Here is a 25,061-nt window from a genome sequence, read left to right on the forward strand (position 1 = left end):
CCTTAACCGCGTTTACGCTGGATCACGTTAATGGTCCAGATCAGCAGGCCAATCAGGAAGAAGGCGCTTGGGGGCAACTTAAACATCTCATTGGGTAAGTACCAGCCGCCGTTTTCAACCGTAGTCAACACGCTATGCCCAAACAGATTGCCCGTGCCTAACAACTCGCGCACAAAGGCCACACTGATCAGCACCAAGCCATAACCCGCCGCGTTACCCACGGCATCGACCACAGCTAAGTGCGGTGGATACTTCATCGCAAAGGCTTCTGCGCGGCCCATGATGATACAGTTAGTGATGATTAACCCAACGAATACAGAGAGTTGCTTAGATAGCTCGTAAGCCACATCCTGCAATACCATGTCGACAATAATCACCAAGGAGGCAATCACCGTCATCTGGGCAATAATCCGCACACTGTTAGGGATAAAGTTGCGAATGGCGGAGATAATCAGGTTAGAGAACACCAGTACGAAGGTCACCGCCAGTGTCATCACCACGGCCGTCTGCATGGAGTTACTCACCGCCAGCGCCGAACATACGCCCAGCACTTGCATCGCCACTGGGTTATTGGCAAATACAGGGCCTGCTAGCATGTCCCGCATGGATAAACTGTTGCTCATTTTGCACCTCCCAACTCACCTTGTTCAGCCGATGCCTTTAATTGGTTGAAGAAGGTTTGGAAACCCTCGACGCCAAACCAAAACTCCATTGCGCGCTGTACGCCACGGCCGGTCATGGTCGCACCACTCACAGCATCAACACCGTGGATATCACCCTCTTTGGCACCGCCTTTCACGAGGCGCATCGCAAACTTGCCTTTTTCATCAAAGAGTTGTTTACCCTTCCACAAGGATAACCAATGTGGGTCAGTCACAAAGTCACCGATACCAGGGGTTTCACCGTGCTCGTAAACCACCATGCCTTTAATGGTGTTAAAGTCAGGCTCAACGGCCACGTAACCGTAGATCATCGACCATAGCCCTTTACCGTAGAAAGGCACTACGACGCTGGTTAATTTGCCGCTATCATCGAACACCTTAAACACACGGGCATCGTTGGCACGGGTTTTAATCTTAGCGATATCCTTTTTAGGGGCGCTTGAGGTTTCAGGGTTAATCGCTGCCATGCGCTCGTCAAAGTCGAGTACATTGGCATCAGAGTCCACTTTGCCTGTGTCGAGATTAATCAATAATGGCTTAACGGATTTAGCAAAAATCTCTCTAAACTCATTGCCTTGGCCAATATTCACATCGGCCGCCATCAACACATAACGTTGTAACTCATCGCGTTTTTTTGCGAGCTTACGCTCTTTCAACACGCCTGCGGTGCCGGTGATCATAAAGGAGCACAAAAGGCAGAGCGTAATGGTGAAGATCATGGTCCCCACCACAGTATCTTTCTTAAATACCATGACGTTTTACTCTCCGTTTGATGTTGGCACGGGCCACCAGATAATCGAACAGCGGCGCCCACAGGTTGGCGAACAGGATGGCTAACATCACGCCTTCTGGCATTTTGGGGTTAGCCACACGGATAAGGATTGTCATAAAACCAATCAAGGCGCCGTAGGCGAACTTGCCTTGGCGGGTATAAGAGGTCGTGACAGGATCGGTCGCCATAAACATCATTGCGATAGCAAAACCACCCGTGACTAAGTGCCATGTCCAAGGCATTGCCATCATCTGGTTAGTGCTCGAACCGATCAGATTGAACAAGGTTGCAGTGGCAATCATGCCTAGCATCACGCCCACCACAATACGCCAGTCGGCTAAACGGGTGATAAGCAGTAATAGCCCACCGAGCAACACAGCAAGCGTGCTGGTTTCACCAATCGCGCCCACGGTAAAACCGAAGAAATTATTCCACCAGTTAGGATCGCTAAAGGCACTGTACCAAGCGTAATCGGCAAATTGCAGCTTACCGGCAGCGGCTTGCGCTAGGGCTGTCGCGCCAGAAAAACCATCCACGGCAACCAGTTGCTTAACGGTCGTGACTTCTGAGGGATAGGCAAAATAGATAAAGGCCAAGCCAGCTAATGCGGGGTTAAGGAAGTTATATCCCATACCACCAAACAGCTCTTTGGCAATTACCACCCCAAAGCTAATCCCCATTACCACCAGCCAAAGCGGAATCGAAACAGGTAAAATCAGCGTAAATAACAAGGCTGTGACGAAGAAGCCTTCGTGCAGCTCTTGGCGACGCACCTTGGCAAACACCACTTCCCAAAACAGGCCTGTCAGCAATGCAGTTAAGTAAATCGGCAGATAAAAACTTAAGCCGTAGAGGAATAAACCAATTACGCCCGTCTCGGCACTTAAGCCACCGCTTAAAGCGTTAAACAGCGCGAGTTTCCAGGTTTCTGGCGTAGTTAAGCCGCTTGCTAGTGCGAGCTGAGCCTGTAAGCCTACGTTATATAAGCCAAATAAAATGGCAGGTAATAAACAAAGGCCCACTAAGGTCATGGTACGTTTTACGTCAATGGCGTCACGCACGTGCACTTGTCCCTTAGTGCTACGACCACTGGCGATCACCAATGAGCGCACAAAGCCCTTCATCGATTTACCCGTGGCGTAGTAGTCGTCCTGTAAATCAGGTTTTTTAGGTTGTGTCGTCATTAACCTTCCCTCTCGATAACATCTAGACAAGCACGTAGCTCTTTACCGAAGTCATACTTGCCAGGGCACACAAAGGTACACAGGGCCAAATCTTCTTCATCTAACTCCAATGCGCCTAACGCCTGCGCCTCATCGGTATCTCGCACCACTAAGTCACGCACTAGCAGAGTGGGTAAAATATCTAATGGCATTACGCGATCGAGCTGACCAAAGGCCATCATGGCGCGCTGAGAGCCGCCCTGATGGGTGGTAAATTCGAAGGATTTAGTCAGGCCAAATAAACGGGAGGTTACCGCACGGGTGATAGAGAATTTGTCCGAACCGCCACGCACCCAAGGCAATACTTGGTGCTGTGCATCTTCGGCGAGAACCGATACCTGGTTGTGGAAGCGGCCTAAAAAGTCATGTACGCCTTGGGCGGTATGGCCCGATAACACTGAGCCTGACACCACACGGTTATTACCGGGTTTAATCTCATCGGCCACTAAGGCGCTCAGCTCTGCCCCTAACTGAGTGCGCAGTAAACGTGGATTAAGCACACTTGGACCACCTAAAGCCACCACGCGGTCGGTATAGAGTTCACCTGTTTGGAACAGCTTGCCGTAAGCGATCACATCTTGATAGCCGATGTGCCATACCTGACGCTCAATGCTCACGGGCAAGGTAAAGTGGATATGAGTTCCGGCTAATCCGGCTGGATGCACGCCAGCAAAACGGCGCACTTCAACCTTTGGTAAATCAGTACCGACTAAGGCTTCGCCCTTATCTTGGCAAAGGTAAACCTTGCCCTCAGTTAAATGACTCAGTACCGCTAAGCCTGCCTTAAAGGCATCGCGCTGCTCGGCAATAATCAACCTAGGATCGGCAGCGAGTGGATTGGTATCCATAGCCGTCACGAAAATACCTGCGGGTTTGCTATCTAACGCGGGAACACGGGAGAAAGGACGGGTACGCAGCGCAGTCCACAGACCACTGTTAACCAATTGCGCCTGAACCACCTCGGCAGAAAGTGCCTGTAAATCGGTGTGGATATCGAAACGGATCTGCTCATCGGCGTCTAAGCCATTGCAGCGGATCACCACGGATTGTAAGACTCGACGCTCGCCACGGTTAATCGCCACAATCTCGCCACTGGCGGGAGCGGTAAACAGCACGCCCTTTGTTTTTTTATCTTCAAACAAAGGTTGGCCTTTTTTGACCTTATCGCCGACTTCCACCAACATCGTCGGTTTTAAGCCAGCATACTCCTCACCCAACAGGGCCACTTGGGATGGCCTATTACCGGGTTCGATGATCGGCCTAGGCTCACCCGAAATCGGCAAGTCGAGGCCTTTTTTGATCGTTATAACTTGGTTTGAAAAATCTGCCATCACAAATATCAACCATGAAAATTTTTAGATAAATTTAGGGTAGATGTTTGTTAACAGATAATCCGATAGTGGCGTCACATTCCGCCGCAATTTCGTAAGTAATATACGTAAAATTGCATTATTTTGTGATGAAGATCGAGTCAGATTCTGAACAAAAACTTCAAATGTAGTTTTATAACAAATAATTAATAATTACGTCATAACTGTTTTAGAAATAACTTAACTATATAAAAACAGACAAAAATCCCCCTCTTAGACCCCGAATCGGGGCAAAGGCACAAAACCCAGAGTCAGTGGCGAGTTAGTGCACAATATGTCGCAATAAACCTAGCAAAATCCCCACAAGGCATTGGTTATTTTTAACCCACTAACATTCTTAGCGCCGCATTAACCTTTGCTTTACAGCAAAAGCTTGATAGCCTCGAACTAAGATAGTTTCCGTAGGAGAAATAGATGGAATACAGACGCATACCGCATTCTAATCTCGAGGTGAGCAAAATCTGTTTAGGCACCATGACTTGGGGCGAACAAAATACCCAAGCCGAGGCCTTTGCACAGCTAGACTACGCCATAGGCAGTGGCATCAACTTTATTGATACTGCGGAAATGTACCCTGTGCCGCCAAAGCCGGAAACCCAAGGCGAAACCGAACGCATTTTGGGCCAATATATCAAGGCCCGTGGCAACCGTGATGACCTAGTGATCGCCACTAAGATTGCCGCGCCAGGTGGCAAGAGTGACTATATTCGCAAAAATATGGCGCTAGACTGGAACAACATTCACCAAGCAGTTGATGCCTCGCTCGAACGCCTGCAAATCGATACTATCGATCTCTATCAAGTTCATTGGCCGGATCGCAATACCAACTTTTTCGGGGAATTATTTTACGACGAGCAAGAGATTGAGCAGCAAACGCCGATCCTCGAAACCCTCGAAGCCCTCGCCGAAGTCATTCGCCAAGGTAAAGTGCGCTATATCGGCGTGTCGAACGAAACCCCTTGGGGACTGATGAAGTATCTGCAACTGGCGGAAAAGCACGGCCTGCCGCGCATAGTCACAGTGCAAAATCCCTATAACCTGCTCAACCGCAGTTTTGAGGTGGGCATGAGTGAAATCAGCCACCGCGAAGAGTTACCACTACTGGCCTACTCGCCCTTAGCCTTTGGCGCCCTGAGCGGCAAATATTGTAACAACCAATGGCCCGAAGGCGCGCGCTTAACCCTGTTTAAACGCTTCGCCCGTTATACTGGTTCGCAAATGGCACTCGATGCCACAGCGGCCTACGTAGACTTAGCCCGCGAGTTTAATTTATCCCCCGCGCAAATGGCGCTAGCCTTTGTTAATTCACGTAAATTTGTTGGCTCAAACATTATTGGTGCAACAGATTTATACCAACTGAAAGAAAATATCGACAGCTTAAAAGTCACCCTATCGCCCGAGTTACTCGTACGACTAAACCAACTATCCGATCAATTTAGATTACCTTGCCCTTAGTCGATAAGCGGGTTAAATAATGGAACGATGGCATCAGGTAAATACACCTGATGCCATTGATTTAATAGCAATAGACTCTAAGCCGTTATGCATTCCTTTTCTCGCTGTACCTATCTGGATATAGCTTAATTGAAACCTTATTCCTCTCTCACTGACGCTGCGTCATTAACCTCCCAAGCCACACCCTCAACGCAATCCCCAATCCTAGGTTACATTCGGATACAAAGTCCTTTTAAGAACTGAAATATAGTGACCCCACAGTCACTAGACAGCTATTTTAAGGATAGAAAATGAAAAAATTCTGCATTGTCATCACAAGTATTTTGATCTCCAGCCATGCTTTTGCAGAAAGCAATACTTACATTCGTAACGGTAATGTCTATAGTCATCAAAATCAGTTTTTTGCAGGAGTTGGTGTCGCAACTGGCAGCAAGTTTTACAAAGGACAAGATCACCAAACGGGTGCCTACCTCAATGGAGGCTACCATGGTGAGGACTTCAACGCCGATCTGTCCGGTATTAACTATCGCTTTTTAGGAACAAATGATAGTGCTATCAATTTCAGCGTATTTGCGGTTGCTAACCCAGGGTTTGATGCCGATGATGCCGATATTTTAACTGGCATGAAGGATCGCAAATTCAGCGGCGATTTAGGGTTAAACGCCGACATTCATTTAGGTGTGGGTACGCTATCAACCAAATTCCAACACGATGTGACAAATGTTTATAATGGTTTTCAGGCTGATATTACCTATTACCATCCCATTAATCTTGGCTTTGGGGATCTCGTTCCTTATGCGGGCGTGCATTACTTTAGTAAAGACTTTGCTAACTACTACACGGGTGTCAACTCATCAGAAGCAACTGTATTGCGCCCTGATTATCAGGCTGAAGGTACCTTCGCATATAAGCTAGGCTACACCTTGGTCATGCCTGTCACTCAGCATTTAGACATTACACAAGCCACAGGTTACTCGCTCATAGGTGCCAACATGGCCAATTCTCCGCTCATCGGCAGTCGTAATCAGTTGGCGACATACCTTGGTATTAGCTATAGCTTCTAAGTAATCTGACGAGACAAGACCATGATATCTATTAACAAAACGTTTTTATGTGCAGGATTAGCTCTGATGCTTTCCGCTTGCGCCACTTCCTACGATACCGAAAAACAATTTTGGTCTTTCGGTAAGGGATTTGAAACCATACAAATTGCGCCCGATGGCTGGCAGATAAGCTTTGTTGGTAATACCAACACTGACCGTACATTAGCTCGTAAATACGTTATGCGTAAGTCGGCAGAGTTATGTAAGCAAGCGGGTTATCGCTACTTCACGTTTACTCACGAGCAAACAGATCGTGACACCGTAGGCCAGTTTGGTGTAGGTGCAACCGCGAGTAAGGATATCCTGTGGGGAACATCGACAATGAATCAAGAGACCTCTGTCATGGTCGAAGTCACTGGTTTACAAAGCAAGCCTGAAAATCCCCGTTCACGTATCTACGAAACGGATTACATACTGAATAATGTCGATGTAAACAGTTAATTGCCCATCCAAAGTGCATCAGCTCATGCTGGTGCACTTTAATCCCCATTATCCCCTATGCCCCCATACGCACACCCTGCTAAGGCATCGTTCCTAAAGCGTAAACGTTAGTGACATGCGAGCACCACCAAGCTTAGCAGAGCGCCCAATGCTTAATGGCGTGCCCATCCAACAGCCAATTCTATCGACAATCGCTAACCCCATACCATGACCTGCATTACCACGGCTATGCTGACCACGCACAAAAGGTTTAATCACTTGCAAAGACTCATGTTCATCAATCCCCGGACCATCATCTTCAACATGTAACCAAGTCGCGCCCTGCTCTACATCCAAGCTCAACCGGATCGTCGATTTACCAAAACGCAGTGCATTACTGAGTAAATTATTAACCTGCATGGACAAGTAGTTAGGATCTGTTTTGACAACAAGTGGTGTGCAATAGGTAACCACTTCGACCGAAAAACCTGGATATTCTTGGCCTTGGTATGTGTCGAGCAACCATGCATTTAGCTCAATCGACTGCCAATCTGGCTCGATATTCGCTTCATCAAGGCGGGCATAGCTTAGCAATGTCATTACCAAGTCTTCCATCGTGTCCAAATCGCGGTTCAAGCGCTGGAAATACTTGACTCTAAGCTGCTCGCTTTGGGTTTCTTCCAATGCCTCAATACCAAATCTGAGCCGCGCAATCGGGGTTTTTAAATCGTGAGAAACGGCTCGACTGAGCAATTTGTTGTCATCAATCAACTGCTGAATGCGATCAGCCATGCGGTTGAATTCGTTTTCAATATTGCCTATATAAGAGGTTTTTTGGACTGGAATTCGCCGTTGTAAATCCCCCATGCCAAACGCTTGAGTCACTTTACTAAGATTAACTAGCTGACGGATTAAAGGAGATACCCACACCAACAAAATCATCACCAAACCACCATAAAAAAGCATGGTGTATAGCTTATTCAAGTCAAAGCTGACATCCGTCGGCGTAACAATATCGGTATTGATGTTCAATACTTGCCCTGTTTTAGGCAGTAAATAATGCAAGGAGATGCCGTCATCGGACTCGAGCAGAAGTGATTTTCCCGCATAAAACTCTGCTTTAAGGGCTGAGGGTAAGACGAAATCGGCTTCACTCACTAAAGACAGTTGCTCTGAATTTAGCTGGTTCCAATTTTCTATGACGCGATGCTGACTGGCACTGTCTTCATCTAGGGTTTTAGCCAACGTGCCGCCTAGCAGCTTTAATGCTGCGAGCTGAGTGGCTGGGATTTGCGTGTCATTATCAGGATCCAAAAGGCTGGCAAACTCAGTTATCGACCATCCTAAGCTTGCAATAGAAACCAACACGACCAATACCAGAGAAGTGATTAATTTCTTCATCACTCCAGCTCAGCCTCGTCGCGGCAAAAAAGGTATCCCTTGCCACGGATGGTTTTCACTTTGTAGGGCAGGCTTGAAGCTTCCTGCAATTTTTTGCGTAAACGGGATATACGAATATCTACCGAACGATCCAAGCCATCGTATTCAAAGCCTCGCAACTCAGCGACTAACTCATTGCGACTGACAATAGTGCCCGCCTTGAGTGCCAGCAGCCACAATACATCGAACTCATTGGCGTTTAAATCCAGCAGCTGCTTATCAATAGTGACCGTTTTTGCCGTTGCATTAAGCAACATAGAATCAAACACTAACTGTTGTTTTTGTTCTTCATCCCCCACGCGACGTAATAGGGCTTTTATCCGCGCTAACAACACCTGCGGCCGAATCGGTTTAGTGAGATAATCATCAGCCCCGGCATCTAACCCGCGGATCTCATCGCCGTCCTCAATACACGCCGTCATAAATAAAATCGGCCCAGAGTAAAATTCCCTCGCCTCCTTACACACATCGAAACCATTCTTAACGGGCATCATCACATCGAGTAATACTAAGTCCGGTGTTTCTTCAGCAATCATCTCTAAGGCAAAATCACCTTGGCTGGCGACCGTTACCCCATAGCCATGATCCAGTAAATAATCACTGATCCACTCTGCCAGTGAGATATCGTCTTCAACCACTAAAATGTGCTTTTCAGCTGACATATTAGAATAACCTCCAACCTGACTGGCTCTGCTTAGGGGCCTTATAAACCCATGTGACCACCACTTTGACTTGAGCGAGCGCTTGCACGTCATCATTGCGGATCAGAGTAAAGCTCGTCGTTTTATCCCCTTCAAAACTATATTGGTATTCCTGCAACCTATTACCACTCCAACAAATTAGCTGTTGCTGGCGATCCGTGAGGATAAGGCAATACTCACCACTCGCGGGTGTCTGCCAGCGAAATAAGACGTCTTGATAGCAGGTTTGCCCTTTATGTAGTGCGATACAACGCTCGGGAGTGGCAGTAAACATCACCGAATCGTCCTGACTCCAAGCAAAAAAAGGCGCATTCAGTAACACTAGCCATAGAAAGAATCGCTTCATGCTTTCTCCCTAAAATACATAGCTGATAGAGGCATTAAAGTACGATGCATAGCTAGCTTGATTAAAGGGACTGTCGGTTACCTCTTGGGACAACAGGTTGAAGCGATACATAGCTCGAAAGACAACATTCTCACTGATAGGATAGGCAACGCCTAGCTCCATACCGTAGCTAAAAGAACTACTCGGACGATATTCGGGAAATTGCTCAGTCGCCTCTTCCTTACTGATACCAAAAAGATAGCGATTCAAGGTAGCAGAAGAATACCCAACGCTCCCCAATACGTGAAAATTCCAGTTACGAACCTGCCAAGATTTACCCAATCTGGCAGTACTCTGAATACCTTGATCATCATAATAATCAGACACTAATCTGTACTGAAAAACGTAGTTATCACCCCAATAACGCGTGGCACGAAACCCCGCGCCAATGTAGAGAGAATCCTCTGAGAGTAAATAAGCATTGCGGCCAGCTTCATCAAGCATACTGGGGTCCACATCCGACGGACGAGTCCATGACCCCTGTAAGTTCGCCAGTAACAGCTCTAAGGACCAATCCTCAGAGCTCCAAAGATTAACCCCAAGATTCACACCATCCTGAGATTGGTGGATCATCTCAACAAATACCCCTTTATACTGATACATGCCACTGACCAACAGTGACAACTGCGCCGTACCCGCATCGGTTTGCCGGACATCAACTTGATTGACCCCATAAACACTCATGCCCAGCTCAAAATCACCACCGTCATCAAGGCGATTTGTACCACCATTGACACTGCTTGCAATATCTGATGCGGCAACTGTTGCGGGAAAAATGCTGAGCATTAACACCAAAAACCAATGAATACGCATGCCTATTTAATTCACATTATTAATCGTTATTTTGCGCTACATATTACAACAGTTTGTTAGAACATGTGGGTTTTAGGAGGATTTTGGTAACCATTTGGCTGATTTTTTAGGTAATACAAAGTGCGTCTAATACCCTTATTTTGCATAAGCTGGCTAACCGTGCTGCAAGCTAAGCCAACGCGGCCCAGAGGGAATATAGTGCAACTAATTGAGCTGTATTTCTTTCATTAAATCCTTTGGGCGCATATCGATACATTATCCGACCAGCTTGCTACCATAACTGATACGATTGGGCTCAACATCAAGGAACAAAGATGAAACAGACTATTGTCCATATCGCACTCGTGGTAAGAGATTATGACGAAGCGATTGATTTTTATGTCAATCAACTCAAATTTGAGTTGATTGAAGACTCCTATCAACCCGAGCAAGATAAACGTTGGGTCGTAGTAGCGCCGCCAAATTCCCATGGTACGGCCTTACTATTAGCCAAAGCCTCCAAACCCGAGCAGGAATCTTTTATCGGCAATCAAGCCGGAGGCCGAGTGTTTTTATTCTTAAATACCGATGATTTTTGGCGCGATTATGAGTATATGCGGTCAATTGGCATTCACTTTATTCGCGAGCCACAAGTGCAAGATTACGGCACTGTTGCCGTATTTGAAGATCTCTATGGCAACCGTTGGGATTTATTGCAGCTAAGCCCCAATCATCCCATGGCGAAAAGATGTCAGTAACTATGTGATTGAATAAAAAGTAAATCAGCCTTTCCCTCATTTAGCAATAATACTCTGCATCGACACCGATGCAGTAATGGCAAGTGTCGCTAGTTACGACCAAATACTCGGATTTAGATGCAATAAAAACAAAAAAGCGAAGCCATTTGGCTTCGCTTTTCCCCAGAAACTAGCTGAGACTAAGTTACCAAAATTTCCACCATGGCTTTTCACGCTGCAAAGGCATAGGAGCTTGAGTCTCTTTAGTCGCAGGAGTCTCAGGCATTGGCACCCAAGAAGAGGTATCGACGCCTTTAATCCCCATATCCAAAGAGGAGGAATTTCGACACCTGTATCTGTCATTCAAATAAGGGTTAGCATATAACTCAACTAAACCGTATGGAACTAAATTTTTATCATAAAAGGAGAGTTCAGCAATACCTGAAAATGATTCCGCCGTTCGGGTAAAACATTGATTAAAGGTAATGGCGTCCTCATCCGGATCATTTAAGAAAAATACCTCTAAAGGATGCATTGAAAGGTAGGGATATTTTAAGTCTTCTAGATCACTAACGGCTTTGGCCCAATATTCTTCTGCTATTGCTTCATGTCCACAAAACTCAACAAACAAGTGCTTGCTAGCAATAATATTTGCTAAGGCTTTTTCTTTGGTTGTACAAGGAGCCATAAATTTAAATACACCGGGCTCATCTTCATCACTGGTGTAATTGTATTCAGCAGGTTGGAGATCCGCTGCCTCAAAACAAAAAAACCAAGCCGCAGGAATTTGATTACTACCAGTAGCAACAACATCGTAAGGTTCTGCTTCTTCGATTAAAGTTTCGACACAACCACTCATTAACTCAGAGTTAATTAGGTAAGCATTATTTGCCATTTATTATTTCCATAATACAAAATATTTTATCATCAGCTGAAAATCAGCTTATTTATAAAGCAAAGAAAATTATTAAATTTACAGAATGAAAGACTTATAAAACCATTCAATTAATCACTTTTAATTTGTATTTATAATATGCCAAGACATTGATTAAAAATAGTATTCAGAACTCACAATTATGAACTGTAAAAAGTAAAAAGCGAAGCCATTTGGCTTCGCTTTTTGTTCACTCAATAGCAGTTTATTTCATCAACCACGCGCGGTAGGACTTACCCTTAATGCGGCCGCTGGTGATCTTGCTCAGTGCCTTTTTAGCCACTTTACGGTTTACCGCCACATAAGCTCGGTAGTCGGTCACGAGGATTTTACCCACCTGCGTACCCTCAATGCCATTATCACCCGTCAGGGCGCCAAGAATATCACCAGGGCGAAGCTTCTCTTTTTTACCGCCATCGATTTGCAGAGTGATCATGGTTGGCGCATTGGGCGCACTGCCAAGCAAGCTTAATGATGGCAGTGATTCACTGGTAATTTCTCGATCTAAGTACTCTTCTAGCAAGGCAATCTTGTAACCGTCTTGATCGTTGTAAAAGGTATAAGCAGCGCCTTTACTGCCCGCACGGCCAGTACGGCCGATACGGTGAATATGCACTTCGGTATCGTAGGCCACATGGTAGTTAAATACCGCATCTAGCGCATCGATATCTAAACCACGGGCGGCCACGTCGGTAGCCACCAGCACGCATGCGCTCTTGTTAGCAAATTGCAACAGGGTTTCGTCCCTATCGCGCTGCTCTAAATCGCCGTGCAAGGCCAAAACACTAAAGCCTAAACCCTCGAGTTCGTCGGCCACTTTTTGCGTTTCACGCTTGGTATTACAAAATACCACGGCGCTTTCTGGCTTATGTTCTAACAGTAATAATTGCAGCGCTTGCATGCGCGACTTATCGTCATCTAACTGATAAAAATGCTGTTCGATGGTATTTTTTTCATGGGTAACCGCGGCCTTAACCATCACAGGGTTATACATGATTTGTTTAGCAATCGATTGAATTTGCTCAGGGAATGTCGCACTAAACAGCAGCGTTTGGCGCTCTCGTGGTGACTGTTCAATAATGGCATCGAGCTGTGGTTGGAACCCCATTTCGAGCATGCGGTCAGCTTCATCAAGCACTAACATATTCAGATGACTTAAATCTAAACGATTGCGGTCTAAGTGATCGACAATCCGACCTGGGGTTCCCACAATAATATGGGCACCATGCTCTAAAGAGCCAATTTGTGGCCCCATTGGCACACCACCACACAGGGTTAATACTTTCACGTTGTGTATACCGCGAGCCAGAGTACGGATCTCCTGCGCCACTTGGTCGGCCAACTCGCGGGTTGGGCATAGCACTAAGGTTTGAATGCGAAAACGCTTAACGTCTAATTTATTTAGTAAACCTAGACCAAAGGCCGCCGTTTTACCTGACCCCGTTTTACCCTGACCTATCACATCCTCACCCGCTAAAATCGCTGGCAAGCTTTGCGCCTGAATGGGCGTCATCTCGTTGTAGCCCATAGAAGAAAGGTTCTCAAGCAGTTCGGTTTTTAGCTTAAGGGTCGAGAAAGCCAGTGATGGAGTAGGCTTAGTATCTGAATTGCTCAAGGCGAATATCCTGTGGTGGGTAACGAAGCGGCTGCTAGGTTACTAAAATTGCGTTACTTATCGATTAAACGGGTTTATCAAGATTCAGGTTTACGTAAGGCAAGAATTCAATTCTGCGCTCGCTCAACCCAAAAGTACGGCTATTGTAGCAACAACGGGCAGCTTTTACCTCAAGTCCTTAAACTCAAGTCCTTAAACAATCGAAATCGTCGGCGTAAACAGCAATAAAAAAGCCCTGCAAGGATACAGGGCTTTGGTTTTGATCAGCACGGCAAACTTAACAGATTAAGCGATTTGGCCAAAACGCCCTTCTTGATAATCGCGAATCGCCTGCTGAATTTCCGCTTGGGTGTTCATAACAAAAGGGCCCATCTGCACAATTTTTTCGCGAATCGGTTTACCCACAAACAGTAACATGCCCGCACCGCATTCATCGGCCTTAAGCTGCAATGGCGTTTGGCTATCGAGCACTAAAAACTCGCCTTCATTGAATGACCACTGTGAGCTTTCACCCTTACTCAAGCCACCTTGGTAAATATAGAGGGCGGCAAACTCATGCTTGGATAAATCGAGCTTCGCTTCACCATTGGCGTTAATCATCAAGTCGGCAATCGCCGCTTCGCCCGCTAATCCTTGAATGGTGGCACTGATCGTACTCTTATCCGCAAAAGCCCAATCACCCGCCAAGGCTTTAAGGGTTGCGCCTGTGTCATTCGTGGTTTCAACGCTTGGGATTGAAGCCGTATCCTGATACGTCGCGGGGCGCAGTTTATCTTTCGCGGGCATATTGACCCAAATTTGGAAGCCATGCAGACCATTGAGTGCATCGGCCAGCGGCATTTCAGAATGCACCACGCCGTAACCCGTGCTCATCCACTGCACATCGCCAGCACGAATCGCTTTGACATTACCCATTTGATCTCTATGCTCAAATCCGCCCTTACGGATATAGGTAAAGGTCTCCATCCCACGGTGCGGATGCGGTGGAAAGCCACCAATAAAATCCTGTTTATCATCGGATTTGATCTCATCTATCATCAAGAATGGATCAAACTGAGTGCTGATAAAGTCAGCCACTCGGCGAATATTCACCCCGTCGCCATCCATCGCAGGTTTAGCAGAAAACTGGCCTAAGACTTTCATTTTATGCTCCTAAGTCGTAAGGCATTAGCCTGTGCACTCACGATCACTTGGGTTAGAAGTGACTGAGTGAAACAGTGGCAATGCTGATGGAGGCAGAATAACAAGGACATTTGCAAAAGAATAACGCGAAATCACGCTTAGATTTTTCGAAAAAGTAGAATGGTTTGGAATTGAGTAAACGGCGTTATGACTTGCTTAAACAATACTTCTCGAAATAAAACGTTTGTGAAAAAGTGTGTGAACTGTTTATCACTAGGACAAAGGAAATTGCCATTGTCTCCCCAGTAAGACGCCATCCCATTCTTTGATAAAAAGCCCAGAGGCTCGACGGCGACATCTGCAACACATGGAAGTGTAAATGCCACGTTCACATGGATGTGAAAGAGCGGCCATGTTGCCAACGGTTACTGGTGCTTCAATGGCAATTCACACACCCCATACAACCGTTTCGTCATCCGAAGATATGGGACAAAAGCTTAATAGCAATTTTATCTGCTCAGAGGGAGCTTATTGTCATTGTTTCCCCAGTCACACGCCATGAATATGTCCCTATAGGCTCGACGGCGACATCTGCTGTATATGGATATACGAATGTTGCAATCACATGGATGTGAATGAGCAACCATGTCGCCGACTGTCACTGTGGCTCCAATGCCAATTTCAACTACCCAATTGCTGTATGAGTCTAAAAAAGCTAAGGGACAAAAGTTTGTCAGTGACCACCCTAAATTAGACATTCATGGGTAACAACAGATATGGAAAGCCGTTAACTACTCCGATTTGGTCATATCAAGGAGAAAGAAGCCAATCTCATTAAGTTGGCTTTTTTCAAAACACTCTGACAACTACATAGATCAATCTAACGGTTTAAGAATAAAACTTTGGGTAACATGTAGTTAGTATCAATGGTAGTATTCTTTTACAACCAGTTGCATAGGCGTGCCTTTCATGAGTTATCATTTAAATAATTTTCTAAAAAGTCAGATTCTAGATGATGTCTCCTATCTATATCTATTGTCCCTCATTAAAAATCAAAAAGACAAAAAACTGACAAAAGTGATTTTTTCGGAGCTTGGTGACATAGATAAGATAAAGAGAAGAGTGAAAAAGAATGTAGAAAGGTACAGGCGAATTGTAGACGAAAATATGGCTTTAGCACGTGACGGCTCCAAGTTAGTACTGACACCGTTGAAATCAATACAAGTGAAAAACTTTAGAGGCTTTTCTTCGCTAAACGAAAATGACAAGGGTACATTCATACCTTTTACTAAAGGAGTCAACGTATTTTTTGCACCGAATGGTGGAGGAAAAACATCCTTGTGTGAAGTCATAGAGTATAGTCTTACGAGTGATGTTAAAGAGGCGAGCAGAAGAAATACTTCACTTAAGAACTATATTAAAAATGGCGGTCCTCATAAAATCCAGTGCAAATTAGCCAGTGATGGAGATGTTCCTGTATCGTCATATTGGAATAGTTGCTTTATTGATAGAAATAGACTTCAAGAGTTCTCTTTGCTTGGCTCAAAAGATACAAATGTTAAGCAATCAGATGTATTAGCTATTTTATTTGAACTAGAGGAAATAGACGAAATCATAAATGGAATGGTTAAGCCTTCATCGTTTAAATCTAGTGAGTTTATTCGCACATTAAGTGAAAGCAATCACCTAGCGGCTGTAGATCATCTAATCAGAAAAAAGGAATTGAGAAGGATCGAAACTCTACACATTAGAAATACCGAGTTGAAGATCGCTGAGGTTTTTGGCCTTACCCAATTTGACTCAGTAAATGTTGAATCAAGAAAATCCTATTTTACAAAGTTAAAAACTCACTTAGTGACATCAACCCAACAATTTGAATCATCTAGTGAAGAACTACAATTCAACAAGCTGAAAAATTACATAGATTCAATCATTCGTTTAAATAACACGCTCGAAGAGAAGAGAAATAAACTGAGCGTTGATGCAAGTAAGGTGAATTATCAAAAGCTTTATAATGCCATTAAAATCTTGGATGACATTTCAGCACTTGAAATTTGCCCCGCATGTGAAACACCTATTGATAACGTGCATAAGCACCCCCGTGATGTTGTAAGAGATGAATTGCCAAAACTTGATCACCTTAATCGATTAACTAGTGCCTGTAATACAATCCAAGAACAAATTCAGTTGCGAGTCGATACATCCGCTAGTTATGTTCAAAAATGTCTGAATGAACACAAAGACACACTAAGCGTACAGCTTAAAACGATACTAGAGGAGATTTATGATTGTGATAAAAGCTCGGTATCAGAGTATGTTGTCAGCTTAAGCAAAATAGTCCCATATCTCAAAGAAATAGAAATCATAAATAATGCTCTAAAAGCAAAGAACAATAGGGTAGATTCTCAGGCTTCACGATTGAAATCCTTAAATTCAAAAATTGAAAAAATCGAAGATAAATTACGTTTATGTGCGGTACTCGAAACTGAAATTACTGCAAGGAAGAGAACATTAAAAGACCTAAACAATGAAATCGTTAACATCCTAATTGATATTCGCGGATACAAAGCAAAAATTGCGAAAGACCATATTTTCAATGAGTTCGCGAACAACCTCGAGGCAAGTTACAAAAAGCTCTATAACGAACTAAACTCGTACAAACAGGAAATCGAGGCGGAAAATATTAGTGGAATTGAACTCTCTACATTAAGTTATTATAACCAAATAAATAAGAATGATGCACCAAGCGATCTAGTTTCTGAAATTAAATTCAAGCAAGCTAACGGGACATATCGCATTATACTAAAAATGCCAGATGACAAAGAAGATGATGCGTTTTGTGTACTCAGTGAAGGCCACCTTAGGGCACTGGGCTTAGCCCTACTTTTATCCGTAGCTAAGAAAAATTGTCATCCAATCATAATTTTTGACGACGTAGTTAACGCTATTGATACTGAGCATAGGTCAAACATTATCGATATGTTCAGTGAAGATAGTTACTTGAAGAATACGCAAAGAATAATTACGACACATGATAGGATGTTTTGGGAGAAAATATCTAACAAGAACAAGAAAGCCACAGATGCAGAAACTTTCTCAAGTCACGTATTGAAATCGAATAACAGAGGTATAGTAATACAAAACTTTGGTGTTAGCTACTCACAAAAAATAAAAGACGCCTTAGAGGTATTCGATATACGGCAAGCTTTGGTTTATTCAAGAATTTGGTTTGAAACGATGGTTAATGAGTACTGCGTAAACAACGAAATTCAAGTAACAACTCGGTTTACAAGTAGACAGTTAAAGAAAGACAATTGGTTGGAAATTAGCTTAGAAGCTACTTATGCTAAAGTAGCTGAATCTCTAGGTGAAAACGTTACGACTTTTAACTTTTTGAAAAACGATTTAATTAACTGGGGAGCGCAAAATCAGGAACATCATGCTTTCGATGAATACAACTACAATTTTTCGCACTCTACAACCAGTGTAGAAGTCCAAAGTATCTATGAAAAATTATGGGTCTTGGAAGCGCAGTTTAAGCCAACCGAAACAGTCGAAAAGCTGAATAGAGAAAAGAGCGAATTGGAAACGACTAAACAACGTTTAGTTCAAATCTTGAGTAATAGTAACTTTGTCGAAAATGCTCCGCATGAAGTCGTACAAGATCGTCGTGACAACCTTAATAAAGTTAATAGCGGTTTGAATTTACTAAATAAAATTTTAGAACAAGTCTAGTTGTGGGCTTTTAGTAACTTTGAATCTCCCACATCACGGGGATTCAAAGCGAGCAACATTATATGAATGGATAACTTTTTGTAGGGAAAATGTAGATTAACAAAATGTGAATGAGCAAAGGTGCTAACTGATAAAGGGGCAAAAATATTTTATCAAAGGCTGCGTATTGATGGGATTGCTGCCATTTAGTGTGATTCTTAATTGCTTGGTAAGAGACTGTATTCCTCTCACACAGTAGCGAATAGCAATATATCGTATCAGGCTTTTGTTAGCATAAAAAACGGGATTGGCATATTAAGGCCCATCCCGTTTTTATGACTCTACACTTTGCCGTTATAAGGGCCAAATCTCTAACAAGATAAATCCCTAAGACTAAGCTAAGTCTATATTTGGCAGTTTAGCGCCTATTGACCCAGCTTTGGCGTGCGTGGCGGAATAATGCGCCTGTTACCTGTTGACTCAAATGCACCGGCAAATTTAAGCAGGTTATTGTCGTCATAGGCGCGGCCCGCAAAGGTTAAACCCACTGGCATGCCAATATCGGCCATCACGCCCATAGGTACAGTCACAGTCGGTACGCCTAAGTGACGAATCGCTAAGTTACCGTTTGCCACCCAAACCCCGTTACTCCACGCAATATCGGCAGAAGCTGGATTCACATGGGCATCGGCAGGCCCCACATCGGCCACCGTTGGGAACAGCACGGCATCAAGCTTAAGTCCGTCCATCCAGTCTTCGAGATCCAGCTTACGCGTCTTTTCTAAACCACGCAGACCATCGGGAATACTGTCGATCTGGTCATAGGATTTCAGGCCGCGTTTGGCCATGTTGACATACTCTTCCATGCCTGCCGCTAAGTCACCTTCACGATTTGGCAAGGTGCCAAGATCATGGGGGAATATCAAATGCCCCACCACATCTTCAAGCTTGTTGAGTTTAGGGTCGTTGTTAGCCCGCAGGAATTCATCGAACGCCCAACCTGAGAGTTCCCACAATTCATCATGCAGGAATTGAGGCGAGACGATACCGCGGTTAAACACGGTCGGCGCGCCGGGGCGATCACCTTCACAATTGGAAACCAGCGGGAAATCCACTTCAATCACTTCGGCGCCAGCAGCTTCTAAGGCTTTACGAGCCGCTTCCCACAAATCGATAACCGATTGGCGAGTGTGGATACGTTGGCCCGTTGGGCCACCGATACCTGGGTTTTCGCTGGTTCCCGCCAATTCATCCTTATTGATGTACATGCGCGGCACGCCAAAACGCTTACCCTTGAGCGTATCGGCGCTAGCCGCCAGCGCCAGATAAGATTCTGGGCGAACTGTTGATGCTTTAGGGATTTTAACCCAAGGTTGTAAACGCCAGAGATCGCCACGGGTGATTGGGTCGTCGGCCACAATCACATCGAGCACTTCGAGCATATCCGCCATTGTGCGGGTATAGGGCACAACCACATCCATGGTCGGGGTTAGCGGCCAGTTACCACGCACCGAAATCACGCCGCGAGACGGAGTATAGGCGCATAAACCATTATTGGACGCAGGGCCACGACCACTCGACCAAGTTTCTTCGGCAAGACCGAAAGCAGAATAACTTGCCGCCGTGCCCGTGCCCGCCCCATTGGAAGAACCAGAAGCAAAGGGTGCAGTAAGATAATCAGCATTGTATGGGCTTTCAGCGCGGCCATAGTGACCACGCTGCATGCCGCCATTAGCCATGGGAGGCATATTGGTTTTGCCTAGGCAAATAGCACCCGCGGCGCGTAGGCGCTCGACGGCAAAGGCATCGTACTGGGCCACTAAATCTTTAAATGCTGGGCTGCCAGACGCCGCCGTCAGTCCCTTCACCAAATAGCTGTCCTTAGCGGTGTAAGGAATACCATCGAGCGGGCTCAAGGTTTCACCTCGAGCGCGGCGCGCATCTGAGGCTTCAGCTTCTTTCAGCGCATCGGGATTGTGCACTACTAACGCATTGAGCTTAGTTTTTGTCGCAGGGCCGTCATAGGCCTCAACCCGCGCGAGATAAGATTTCACCAACTCAACCGCAGTCGTACGGCCAGATTCGAGCGCAGCACGCAGCTCGGCAATAGAAACTTCCGTGACTTCAAACATCTTACGCCCTCCCGCTGAAAGCTAATTGTGGTGCAATAACAGTGACATCAATCGTCATGCTGTTCTCCTTGGGTTACTTTCCAGCAGGGATTTGCTGAGTAATACAATGGATATTGCCGCCACCTAATAAAATCTCACGGGCTGGCACACCCACAATCTCATGCTCAGGGAAAATTTCCTGCAGCTTTTGAGCGGCGATATCATCGGTTGTTGGGTCAAGCAGTGGGAATACGATGCGATGATTGGTGATTAAAAAGTTCACATAAGAACCCGCTAAGCGCTCACCTGCCGTGCGTGGCACACCAGTGCCCTCAGTTACACCTTTTGATTCTTCTTCGCTGCAATACAGCGGCCCCGGTTGTGGCAATAGATGGATTTTTAACTTACGACCTTGGGCATCCACGGTATTTTGCAACACCTCTAGCGCGGCTTTTGAGCGTGGATATTGTGGATCCGATTCATCATCAGTCCAGTGTAGAATGACTTCACCAGGACGGGCAAAACAGCACATGTTGTCGATATGGCCGTCGGTTTCGTCCATATAAACGCCCTCTTCCAACCAGATAAACTGCTTAACATTCAAATAGTCACGTAGTAAGTCTTCAATCTGTTCTTTTGTCAGTTCAGGGTTACGGTTGGCGTTGAGTAAACATTCGGCACTCGTCATACAGGTGCCTTCACCATCGACATGGATGGAGCCACCTTCGAGGATCAGCGGCGCGCGATAACGGGCAAAACCATGCTGTGCAAGCATTTGCTGCGCGACTTGCTCGTCCTTATCCCATGGGAAGTACAAACCACCGTTATGGCCACCCCAAGCATTAAAGCCCCAGTCAACACCGCGGCATTCGCCCTCGGCATTAACGACCACAGTAGGTCCTGTATCACGAGCCCAGCAATCGTTACTGTCCATTTCAACCAAGGTGACGTGGGATGGCATTACCGTTTTAGCTTCGGCTAAAAAGGCTTTAGGGACACCCATATACACTGGCGTTGCCGCGCCAATCGCATCGGCCACCTTAGCGAAAGTCGCCTGAGCATAGGCACCAGCTGCGCGCCAGTTATCCGGACGATAGGGCCAAATCATCCACACCGCTTGCTGCGCCGCCCATTCGGCGGGCATATAAAAACCATCTTGTGATGGCTTAGTCGTTAACGGCGTGACATCCACATTCACGTTTGTCATGAGTTTTGTCTCCAGTAATGCTGAAATCGATAAGGGTGTACGCCCCTAAAATAGGACGACAGAATACAGTTGTATCAGCCCCACAACGATGCGAGGGCCATTGGCAGCGGTTAATAAAATCTCTTACATACTTTGCCAGCATGTGTTTGGCGCTTCATAAAGATGAGCCTAGTCGGGTTTAAACACCCCAATGACGGCGCCCGTGGCTTTTTCGGTCACTCTGATATCGGTTTGCTGCTCACGATAATCACAGTCAGTACATTCTACGGTTTCGATACCGTTTTCTTTAAACAGCAAAATGCTGTCTTTCGCGCCGCACTTAGGGCATTTTGCGCCAGCAACAAAGCGTTTTTTTATTTTAGTGGTCATGATACAAACCTATAAATGGCTACGCGCCCAGCGATAAGCGAATCATCGGCGTTAAGGCGAAAATGTGGCGCTATTTTGCCATACTGCCCAGCTATTGCCAGTCCTTGAATAAACTTGTGCTGCCATACTCCCTGACCACGCGGTAGAGCGCTATCGCACTAGGCCATAAAAAGTCGAAGAAATACGCAGCAACTCGGCCTAAGTTGTGGTTTGCCATGAGCTTGTACGTTATCATCACAACCCTTACTCATTCATGATATGACCAAGTTGTAGTTAATGATCAGCATCAACCAAGCACAATTAATCCGTGGTAGCAAAACCCTGCTCGACGAAGCCTCTCTGACCATTTATCCCGGCCATAAGGTCGGCCTAGTGGGCGCCAACGGCACGGGTAAATCCTCACTGCTCGCATTAATTATGGGTCACCTGAGCTTAGATAAAGGCGAGTTTAGTATGCCTTCGGGTTGGCAGATTGCCAGCGTCGCCCAGGAAACCCCTGCGCTCGATATGTCTGCACTTGAATATGTGCTTGATGGCGATAAAGAATATCGCCAGCTTGAGGCTGATCTGCACATTGCACAGGAACATAATGATGGCCATGCCATTGCCACCTTGCACGGTAAAATCGATGCCATTGGCGGTTATGCTATTCGCGCCCGCGCCGGAGCCCTGCTTGCAGGTTTAGGCTTTAGCGAAGCCGAGCAAAATAACCCTGTGAAAAGTTTTTCGGGCGGTTGGCGGATGCGCTTAAACCTAGCCCAAGCACTACTGTGCCGCTCGGACTTACTGCTGCTCGACGAACCGACCAACCACTTAGACTTAGATACCATGTACTGGCTCGAAGGTTGGATTAAGTCCTATCAAGGCACGCTGATTTTAATCAGCCACGATAGGGATTTTATCGATGAAATCGTTGATGAAATCGTCCATGTCGAAAATCAAAAACTCAACTTTTACAAAGGCAACTACAGTGCCTTTGAACGCATCCGCGCTGAACGTATGGCACAGCAACAGGTCGCCTTTGAACGCCAACAAAAAGAACGGGCGCATATGCAGTCTTTTGTTGACCGCTTCCGCTACAAGGCCAGTAAAGCCAAGCAAGCGCAGAGCCGCTTAAAGGCGCTAGAGCGGATGACTGAGCTATTACCATCTCAAGCAGATAGCCCGTTTTATATGGAGTTTCGCCCGCCTGAAGCCCTGCCCAATCCGCTGATTAAGATGGAGCAAGTGGCGGTGGGTTATGGCGATAAGCAAATCCTCAGCAAAGTGCATTTAAACTTAGTGCCCGGTGCGCGCATTGGGTTGCTCGGCCGTAACGGTGCGGGTAAATCAACCCTAATCAAGCTGTTATCGGGCCAGTTATCACCGATGACCGGATTGTATGAGCCCAATCCCGGTTTGAATATCGGTTACTTTGCCCAGCACCAAATCGAATTTTTACGCTTAGACGATACGCCGCTGCAACATTTAGTGCGCCTTGCGCCTAATGCCCGCGAGCAGGAATTGCGTAACTTCCTCGGTGGTTTTGGCTTTAATGGCGATATGGCACTCTCGCCAGTGCGCCCCTTCTCTGGTGGCGAAAAAGCCCGTTTAGTGTTGGCATTATTGGTATGGCAACGGCCCAATCTGTTGCTGCTTGACGAACCAACCAACCATTTAGATTTAGAGATGCGCCATGCGCTCACTATGGCATTGCAAACCTTTGAAGGTGCAATGGTGATTGTATCGCACGACCGCCATTTATTGCGCTTAACCTGTAGCGACTACTATTTGGTTGACCAAGGTGAAGTACAAGCCTTTGATGGCGATCTTGACGATTACCACCAATGGTTGCTCGATGCCGCGAAAGCCGCCAGTGCCAACCAAACGGCCAACAGCGATGACACCAAACCCGCTGTTGATAAGAAGCAGCAAAAGCGCTTAGAAGCAGAGCTACGCCAAAAGGTGTCACCACTTAAACGCAAACAGGCGAAGCTTGAAACCGATCAGCAAAAGCTCAGTGAGCGGCTCGCCGAACTGGAGCATTTGCTGGCCGATAGCGAATTATATGATCAAGACAATAAAGCCAAGCTCACCTCGGTACTCAGTGAGCGCACCAGCTTGACACAAACGCTAGAAGAAAGTGAAATGCAATGGCTTGAGCTACAAGAAGAAATTGATGCAATGGAACTTGAGTTAATGGGCCAATAATCGGTCTGCTGTCGCCTACGCCTAATAGACAAGGAAGCCGTATGTCGGATGTAACCCCGCTAGACTGCCAAATTTGGCATTGGTGTGATATGAGCTATGGGCAAAATAAAGTGCTTTGCCTTGAGCTTCAGGATAATTGTCAGGTGAATGTGAATCTATTACTGCTAGCGCAGTATTTAGATCTCACCAGTGATGTGGCGGGGCCGCGGGAATATTCAACCGAGCAATGGCAACAACTTGTCAATGCAGTATGGGAATGGGATGAAAAGTTTCTCACCCCCTATCGCCGTTTGCGTCGTCTCGCCAAAGCCAGCCTGAATGCAGCAGAATATCAGCAAATGCTCGATGTTGAGTTGATGATGGAACGCAAGGCGCAGCGCACCATTTTACATGCCGTCAATGATTTATCGCCTAGCGGTCAACAAACCAATCTCGTGAGTTACCTCGCGCTATTTGGTTTATCCGCTGCGGATGTTACTGGGCTAGATCTTATCGCACCTTAACTGGCCTCACGCACAGCTTACTTAACCTGAACTCGGGATAACGAGTGTCGGAAAAATCTAAATTTAACAATCAAAATCAATGCTATAAATGATTTTTTGAAAAGAAGAATCTTTTTTCTGACTGAATGCGCAGATTTTTGCGCATATCAAGGCGCCCTGTCGTATGCCATAGCGAGCTATGGTTAGACAGAGCAACGCAGAGAGGCCCGAAAAGATGCCTATTCAGCGGCTCTACT

The 25,061-nt window shown here is 45.8% G+C and carries 21 protein-coding genes; 7 read left to right on the top strand and 14 right to left on the bottom strand.

What is annotated here, in order from left to right:
- Positions 1 to 2: 2 nt before the first annotated feature.
- Genes L976_RS21480 through L976_RS21495 form a run of 4 tightly spaced genes read right to left on the bottom strand, consistent with a single transcriptional unit; the run spans position 3 to position 3,988 of the window.
- Entirely contained in the window at positions 3 to 623 is a 621-nt protein-coding gene (locus tag L976_RS21480) for an NADH:ubiquinone reductase (Na(+)-transporting) subunit D (protein ID WP_011621547.1), read from the bottom strand.
- Positions 620 to 1,414 carry a Na(+)-translocating NADH-quinone reductase subunit C gene (locus tag L976_RS21485; RefSeq protein ID WP_047539897.1) on the bottom strand — a complete coding sequence of 265 codons (795 nt, stop codon included), beginning with the start codon at positions 1,412 to 1,414 and terminating at the stop codon, positions 620 to 622. The genes L976_RS21480 and L976_RS21485 overlap by 4 nt, the downstream gene beginning before the upstream one ends.
- Complete coding sequence (locus L976_RS21490; protein WP_037414592.1) at positions 1,404 to 2,618, bottom strand: NADH:ubiquinone reductase (Na(+)-transporting) subunit B; 1,215 nt, start codon at positions 2,616 to 2,618, stop codon at positions 1,404 to 1,406. The genes L976_RS21485 and L976_RS21490 overlap by 11 nt, the downstream gene beginning before the upstream one ends.
- Positions 2,618 to 3,988, bottom strand: coding sequence for a Na(+)-translocating NADH-quinone reductase subunit A (locus tag L976_RS21495; protein WP_047539899.1), 1,371 nt, complete (start codon positions 3,986 to 3,988; stop codon positions 2,618 to 2,620). The genes L976_RS21490 and L976_RS21495 overlap by 1 nt, the downstream gene beginning before the upstream one ends.
- A gap of 453 nt (positions 3,989 to 4,441) precedes the next feature.
- Between L976_RS21495 and L976_RS21500 the strand changes: the two genes are divergently transcribed.
- The 3 genes from L976_RS21500 (at position 4,442) to L976_RS21510 (ending at position 7,026) form a co-directional block, all read left to right on the top strand.
- Complete coding sequence (locus tag L976_RS21500) at positions 4,442 to 5,482, top strand: NADP(H)-dependent aldo-keto reductase (protein ID WP_047539900.1); 1,041 nt, start codon at positions 4,442 to 4,444, stop codon at positions 5,480 to 5,482.
- A 290-nt stretch (positions 5,483 to 5,772) separates the two neighbouring features.
- The gene (ompV, locus tag L976_RS21505; RefSeq protein ID WP_047539902.1) at positions 5,773 to 6,546 is read left to right on the top strand and encodes an outer membrane protein OmpV; all 774 of its coding nucleotides are present in this window, start codon (positions 5,773 to 5,775) and stop codon (positions 6,544 to 6,546) included.
- 21 nt (positions 6,547 to 6,567) lie between these two features.
- The gene (locus tag L976_RS21510; protein ID WP_047539903.1) at positions 6,568 to 7,026 is read left to right on the top strand and encodes a CC0125/CC1285 family lipoprotein; all 459 of its coding nucleotides are present in this window, start codon (positions 6,568 to 6,570) and stop codon (positions 7,024 to 7,026) included.
- A gap of 93 nt (positions 7,027 to 7,119) precedes the next feature.
- Here L976_RS21510 and L976_RS21515 read toward each other — a convergent pair whose 3' ends face one another.
- From L976_RS21515 to L976_RS21530, 4 genes are read right to left on the bottom strand one after another with little or no spacing between them, the layout of a single operon-like run.
- Positions 7,120 to 8,406, bottom strand: coding sequence for an ATP-binding protein (locus L976_RS21515; protein WP_047539904.1), 1,287 nt, complete (start codon positions 8,404 to 8,406; stop codon positions 7,120 to 7,122).
- Positions 8,406 to 9,107 (bottom strand): response regulator transcription factor, encoded by a 702-nt coding sequence (locus L976_RS21520; protein WP_047539906.1) that lies wholly within the window; start codon positions 9,105 to 9,107, stop codon positions 8,406 to 8,408. The genes L976_RS21515 and L976_RS21520 overlap by 1 nt, the downstream gene beginning before the upstream one ends.
- Position 9,108: 1 nt before the next feature.
- The gene (locus L976_RS21525; protein ID WP_047539908.1) at positions 9,109 to 9,492 is read right to left on the bottom strand and encodes a DUF3019 domain-containing protein; all 384 of its coding nucleotides are present in this window, start codon (positions 9,490 to 9,492) and stop codon (positions 9,109 to 9,111) included.
- Positions 9,493 to 9,501: 9 nt separating this feature from the next.
- Complete coding sequence (locus L976_RS21530; protein WP_047539910.1) at positions 9,502 to 10,344, bottom strand: MipA/OmpV family protein; 843 nt, start codon at positions 10,342 to 10,344, stop codon at positions 9,502 to 9,504.
- 314 nt (positions 10,345 to 10,658) lie between these two features.
- On the opposite strand from L976_RS21530, the gene L976_RS21535 reads away from it, so the two are divergent.
- Positions 10,659 to 11,081: a VOC family protein gene (locus tag L976_RS21535; protein ID WP_047539912.1), complete on the top strand. Its 423-nt coding sequence runs from the start codon at positions 10,659 to 10,661 to the stop codon at positions 11,079 to 11,081.
- A 184-nt stretch (positions 11,082 to 11,265) separates the two neighbouring features.
- Here L976_RS21535 and L976_RS21540 read toward each other — a convergent pair whose 3' ends face one another.
- The 3 genes from L976_RS21540 to L976_RS21555 form a co-directional block, all read right to left on the bottom strand.
- The gene (locus L976_RS21540) at positions 11,266 to 11,955 is read right to left on the bottom strand and encodes a hypothetical protein (RefSeq protein WP_047539914.1); all 690 of its coding nucleotides are present in this window, start codon (positions 11,953 to 11,955) and stop codon (positions 11,266 to 11,268) included.
- A gap of 244 nt (positions 11,956 to 12,199) precedes the next feature.
- Entirely contained in the window at positions 12,200 to 13,609 is a 1,410-nt protein-coding gene (dbpA, locus tag L976_RS21545) for an ATP-dependent RNA helicase DbpA (RefSeq protein ID WP_170919379.1), read from the bottom strand.
- 285 nt (positions 13,610 to 13,894) lie between these two features.
- Positions 13,895 to 14,752, bottom strand: coding sequence for a pirin family protein (locus L976_RS21555; protein WP_047539917.1), 858 nt, complete (start codon positions 14,750 to 14,752; stop codon positions 13,895 to 13,897).
- Between the two features lie 948 nt (positions 14,753 to 15,700).
- On the opposite strand from L976_RS21555, the gene L976_RS21560 reads away from it, so the two are divergent.
- Positions 15,701 to 18,466, top strand: coding sequence for an AAA family ATPase (locus L976_RS21560; RefSeq protein WP_047539919.1), 2,766 nt, complete (start codon positions 15,701 to 15,703; stop codon positions 18,464 to 18,466).
- 404 nt (positions 18,467 to 18,870) lie between these two features.
- Here L976_RS21560 and L976_RS21565 read toward each other — a convergent pair whose 3' ends face one another.
- The 3 genes from L976_RS21565 to L976_RS21575 form a co-directional block, all read right to left on the bottom strand.
- Positions 18,871 to 20,577 carry an amidase gene (locus L976_RS21565; protein WP_047539921.1) on the bottom strand — a complete coding sequence of 569 codons (1,707 nt, stop codon included), beginning with the start codon at positions 20,575 to 20,577 and terminating at the stop codon, positions 18,871 to 18,873.
- 73 nt (positions 20,578 to 20,650) lie between these two features.
- Entirely contained in the window at positions 20,651 to 21,763 is a 1,113-nt protein-coding gene (aguA, locus tag L976_RS21570; RefSeq protein ID WP_047539923.1) for an agmatine deiminase, read from the bottom strand.
- 168 nt (positions 21,764 to 21,931) lie between these two features.
- Positions 21,932 to 22,132, bottom strand: a complete 201-nt coding sequence (locus tag L976_RS21575) for a YheV family putative zinc ribbon protein (RefSeq protein ID WP_047539925.1) — start codon at positions 22,130 to 22,132, stop codon at positions 21,932 to 21,934.
- A gap of 276 nt (positions 22,133 to 22,408) precedes the next feature.
- On the opposite strand from L976_RS21575, the gene L976_RS21580 reads away from it, so the two are divergent.
- Both L976_RS21580 and L976_RS21585 read left to right on the top strand, forming a co-directional pair.
- The gene (locus L976_RS21580; protein WP_047539927.1) at positions 22,409 to 24,322 is read left to right on the top strand and encodes an ABC transporter ATP-binding protein; all 1,914 of its coding nucleotides are present in this window, start codon (positions 22,409 to 22,411) and stop codon (positions 24,320 to 24,322) included.
- A 41-nt stretch (positions 24,323 to 24,363) separates the two neighbouring features.
- Positions 24,364 to 24,825, top strand: a complete 462-nt coding sequence (locus L976_RS21585) for a DUF2390 domain-containing protein (RefSeq protein WP_047539929.1) — start codon at positions 24,364 to 24,366, stop codon at positions 24,823 to 24,825.
- Positions 24,826 to 25,061: the final 236 nt, after the last annotated feature.

Source organism: Shewanella sp. ZOR0012 (assembly GCF_000798835.1).
GTDB classification, from domain to species: domain Bacteria; phylum Pseudomonadota; class Gammaproteobacteria; order Enterobacterales; family Shewanellaceae; genus Shewanella; species Shewanella xiamenensis.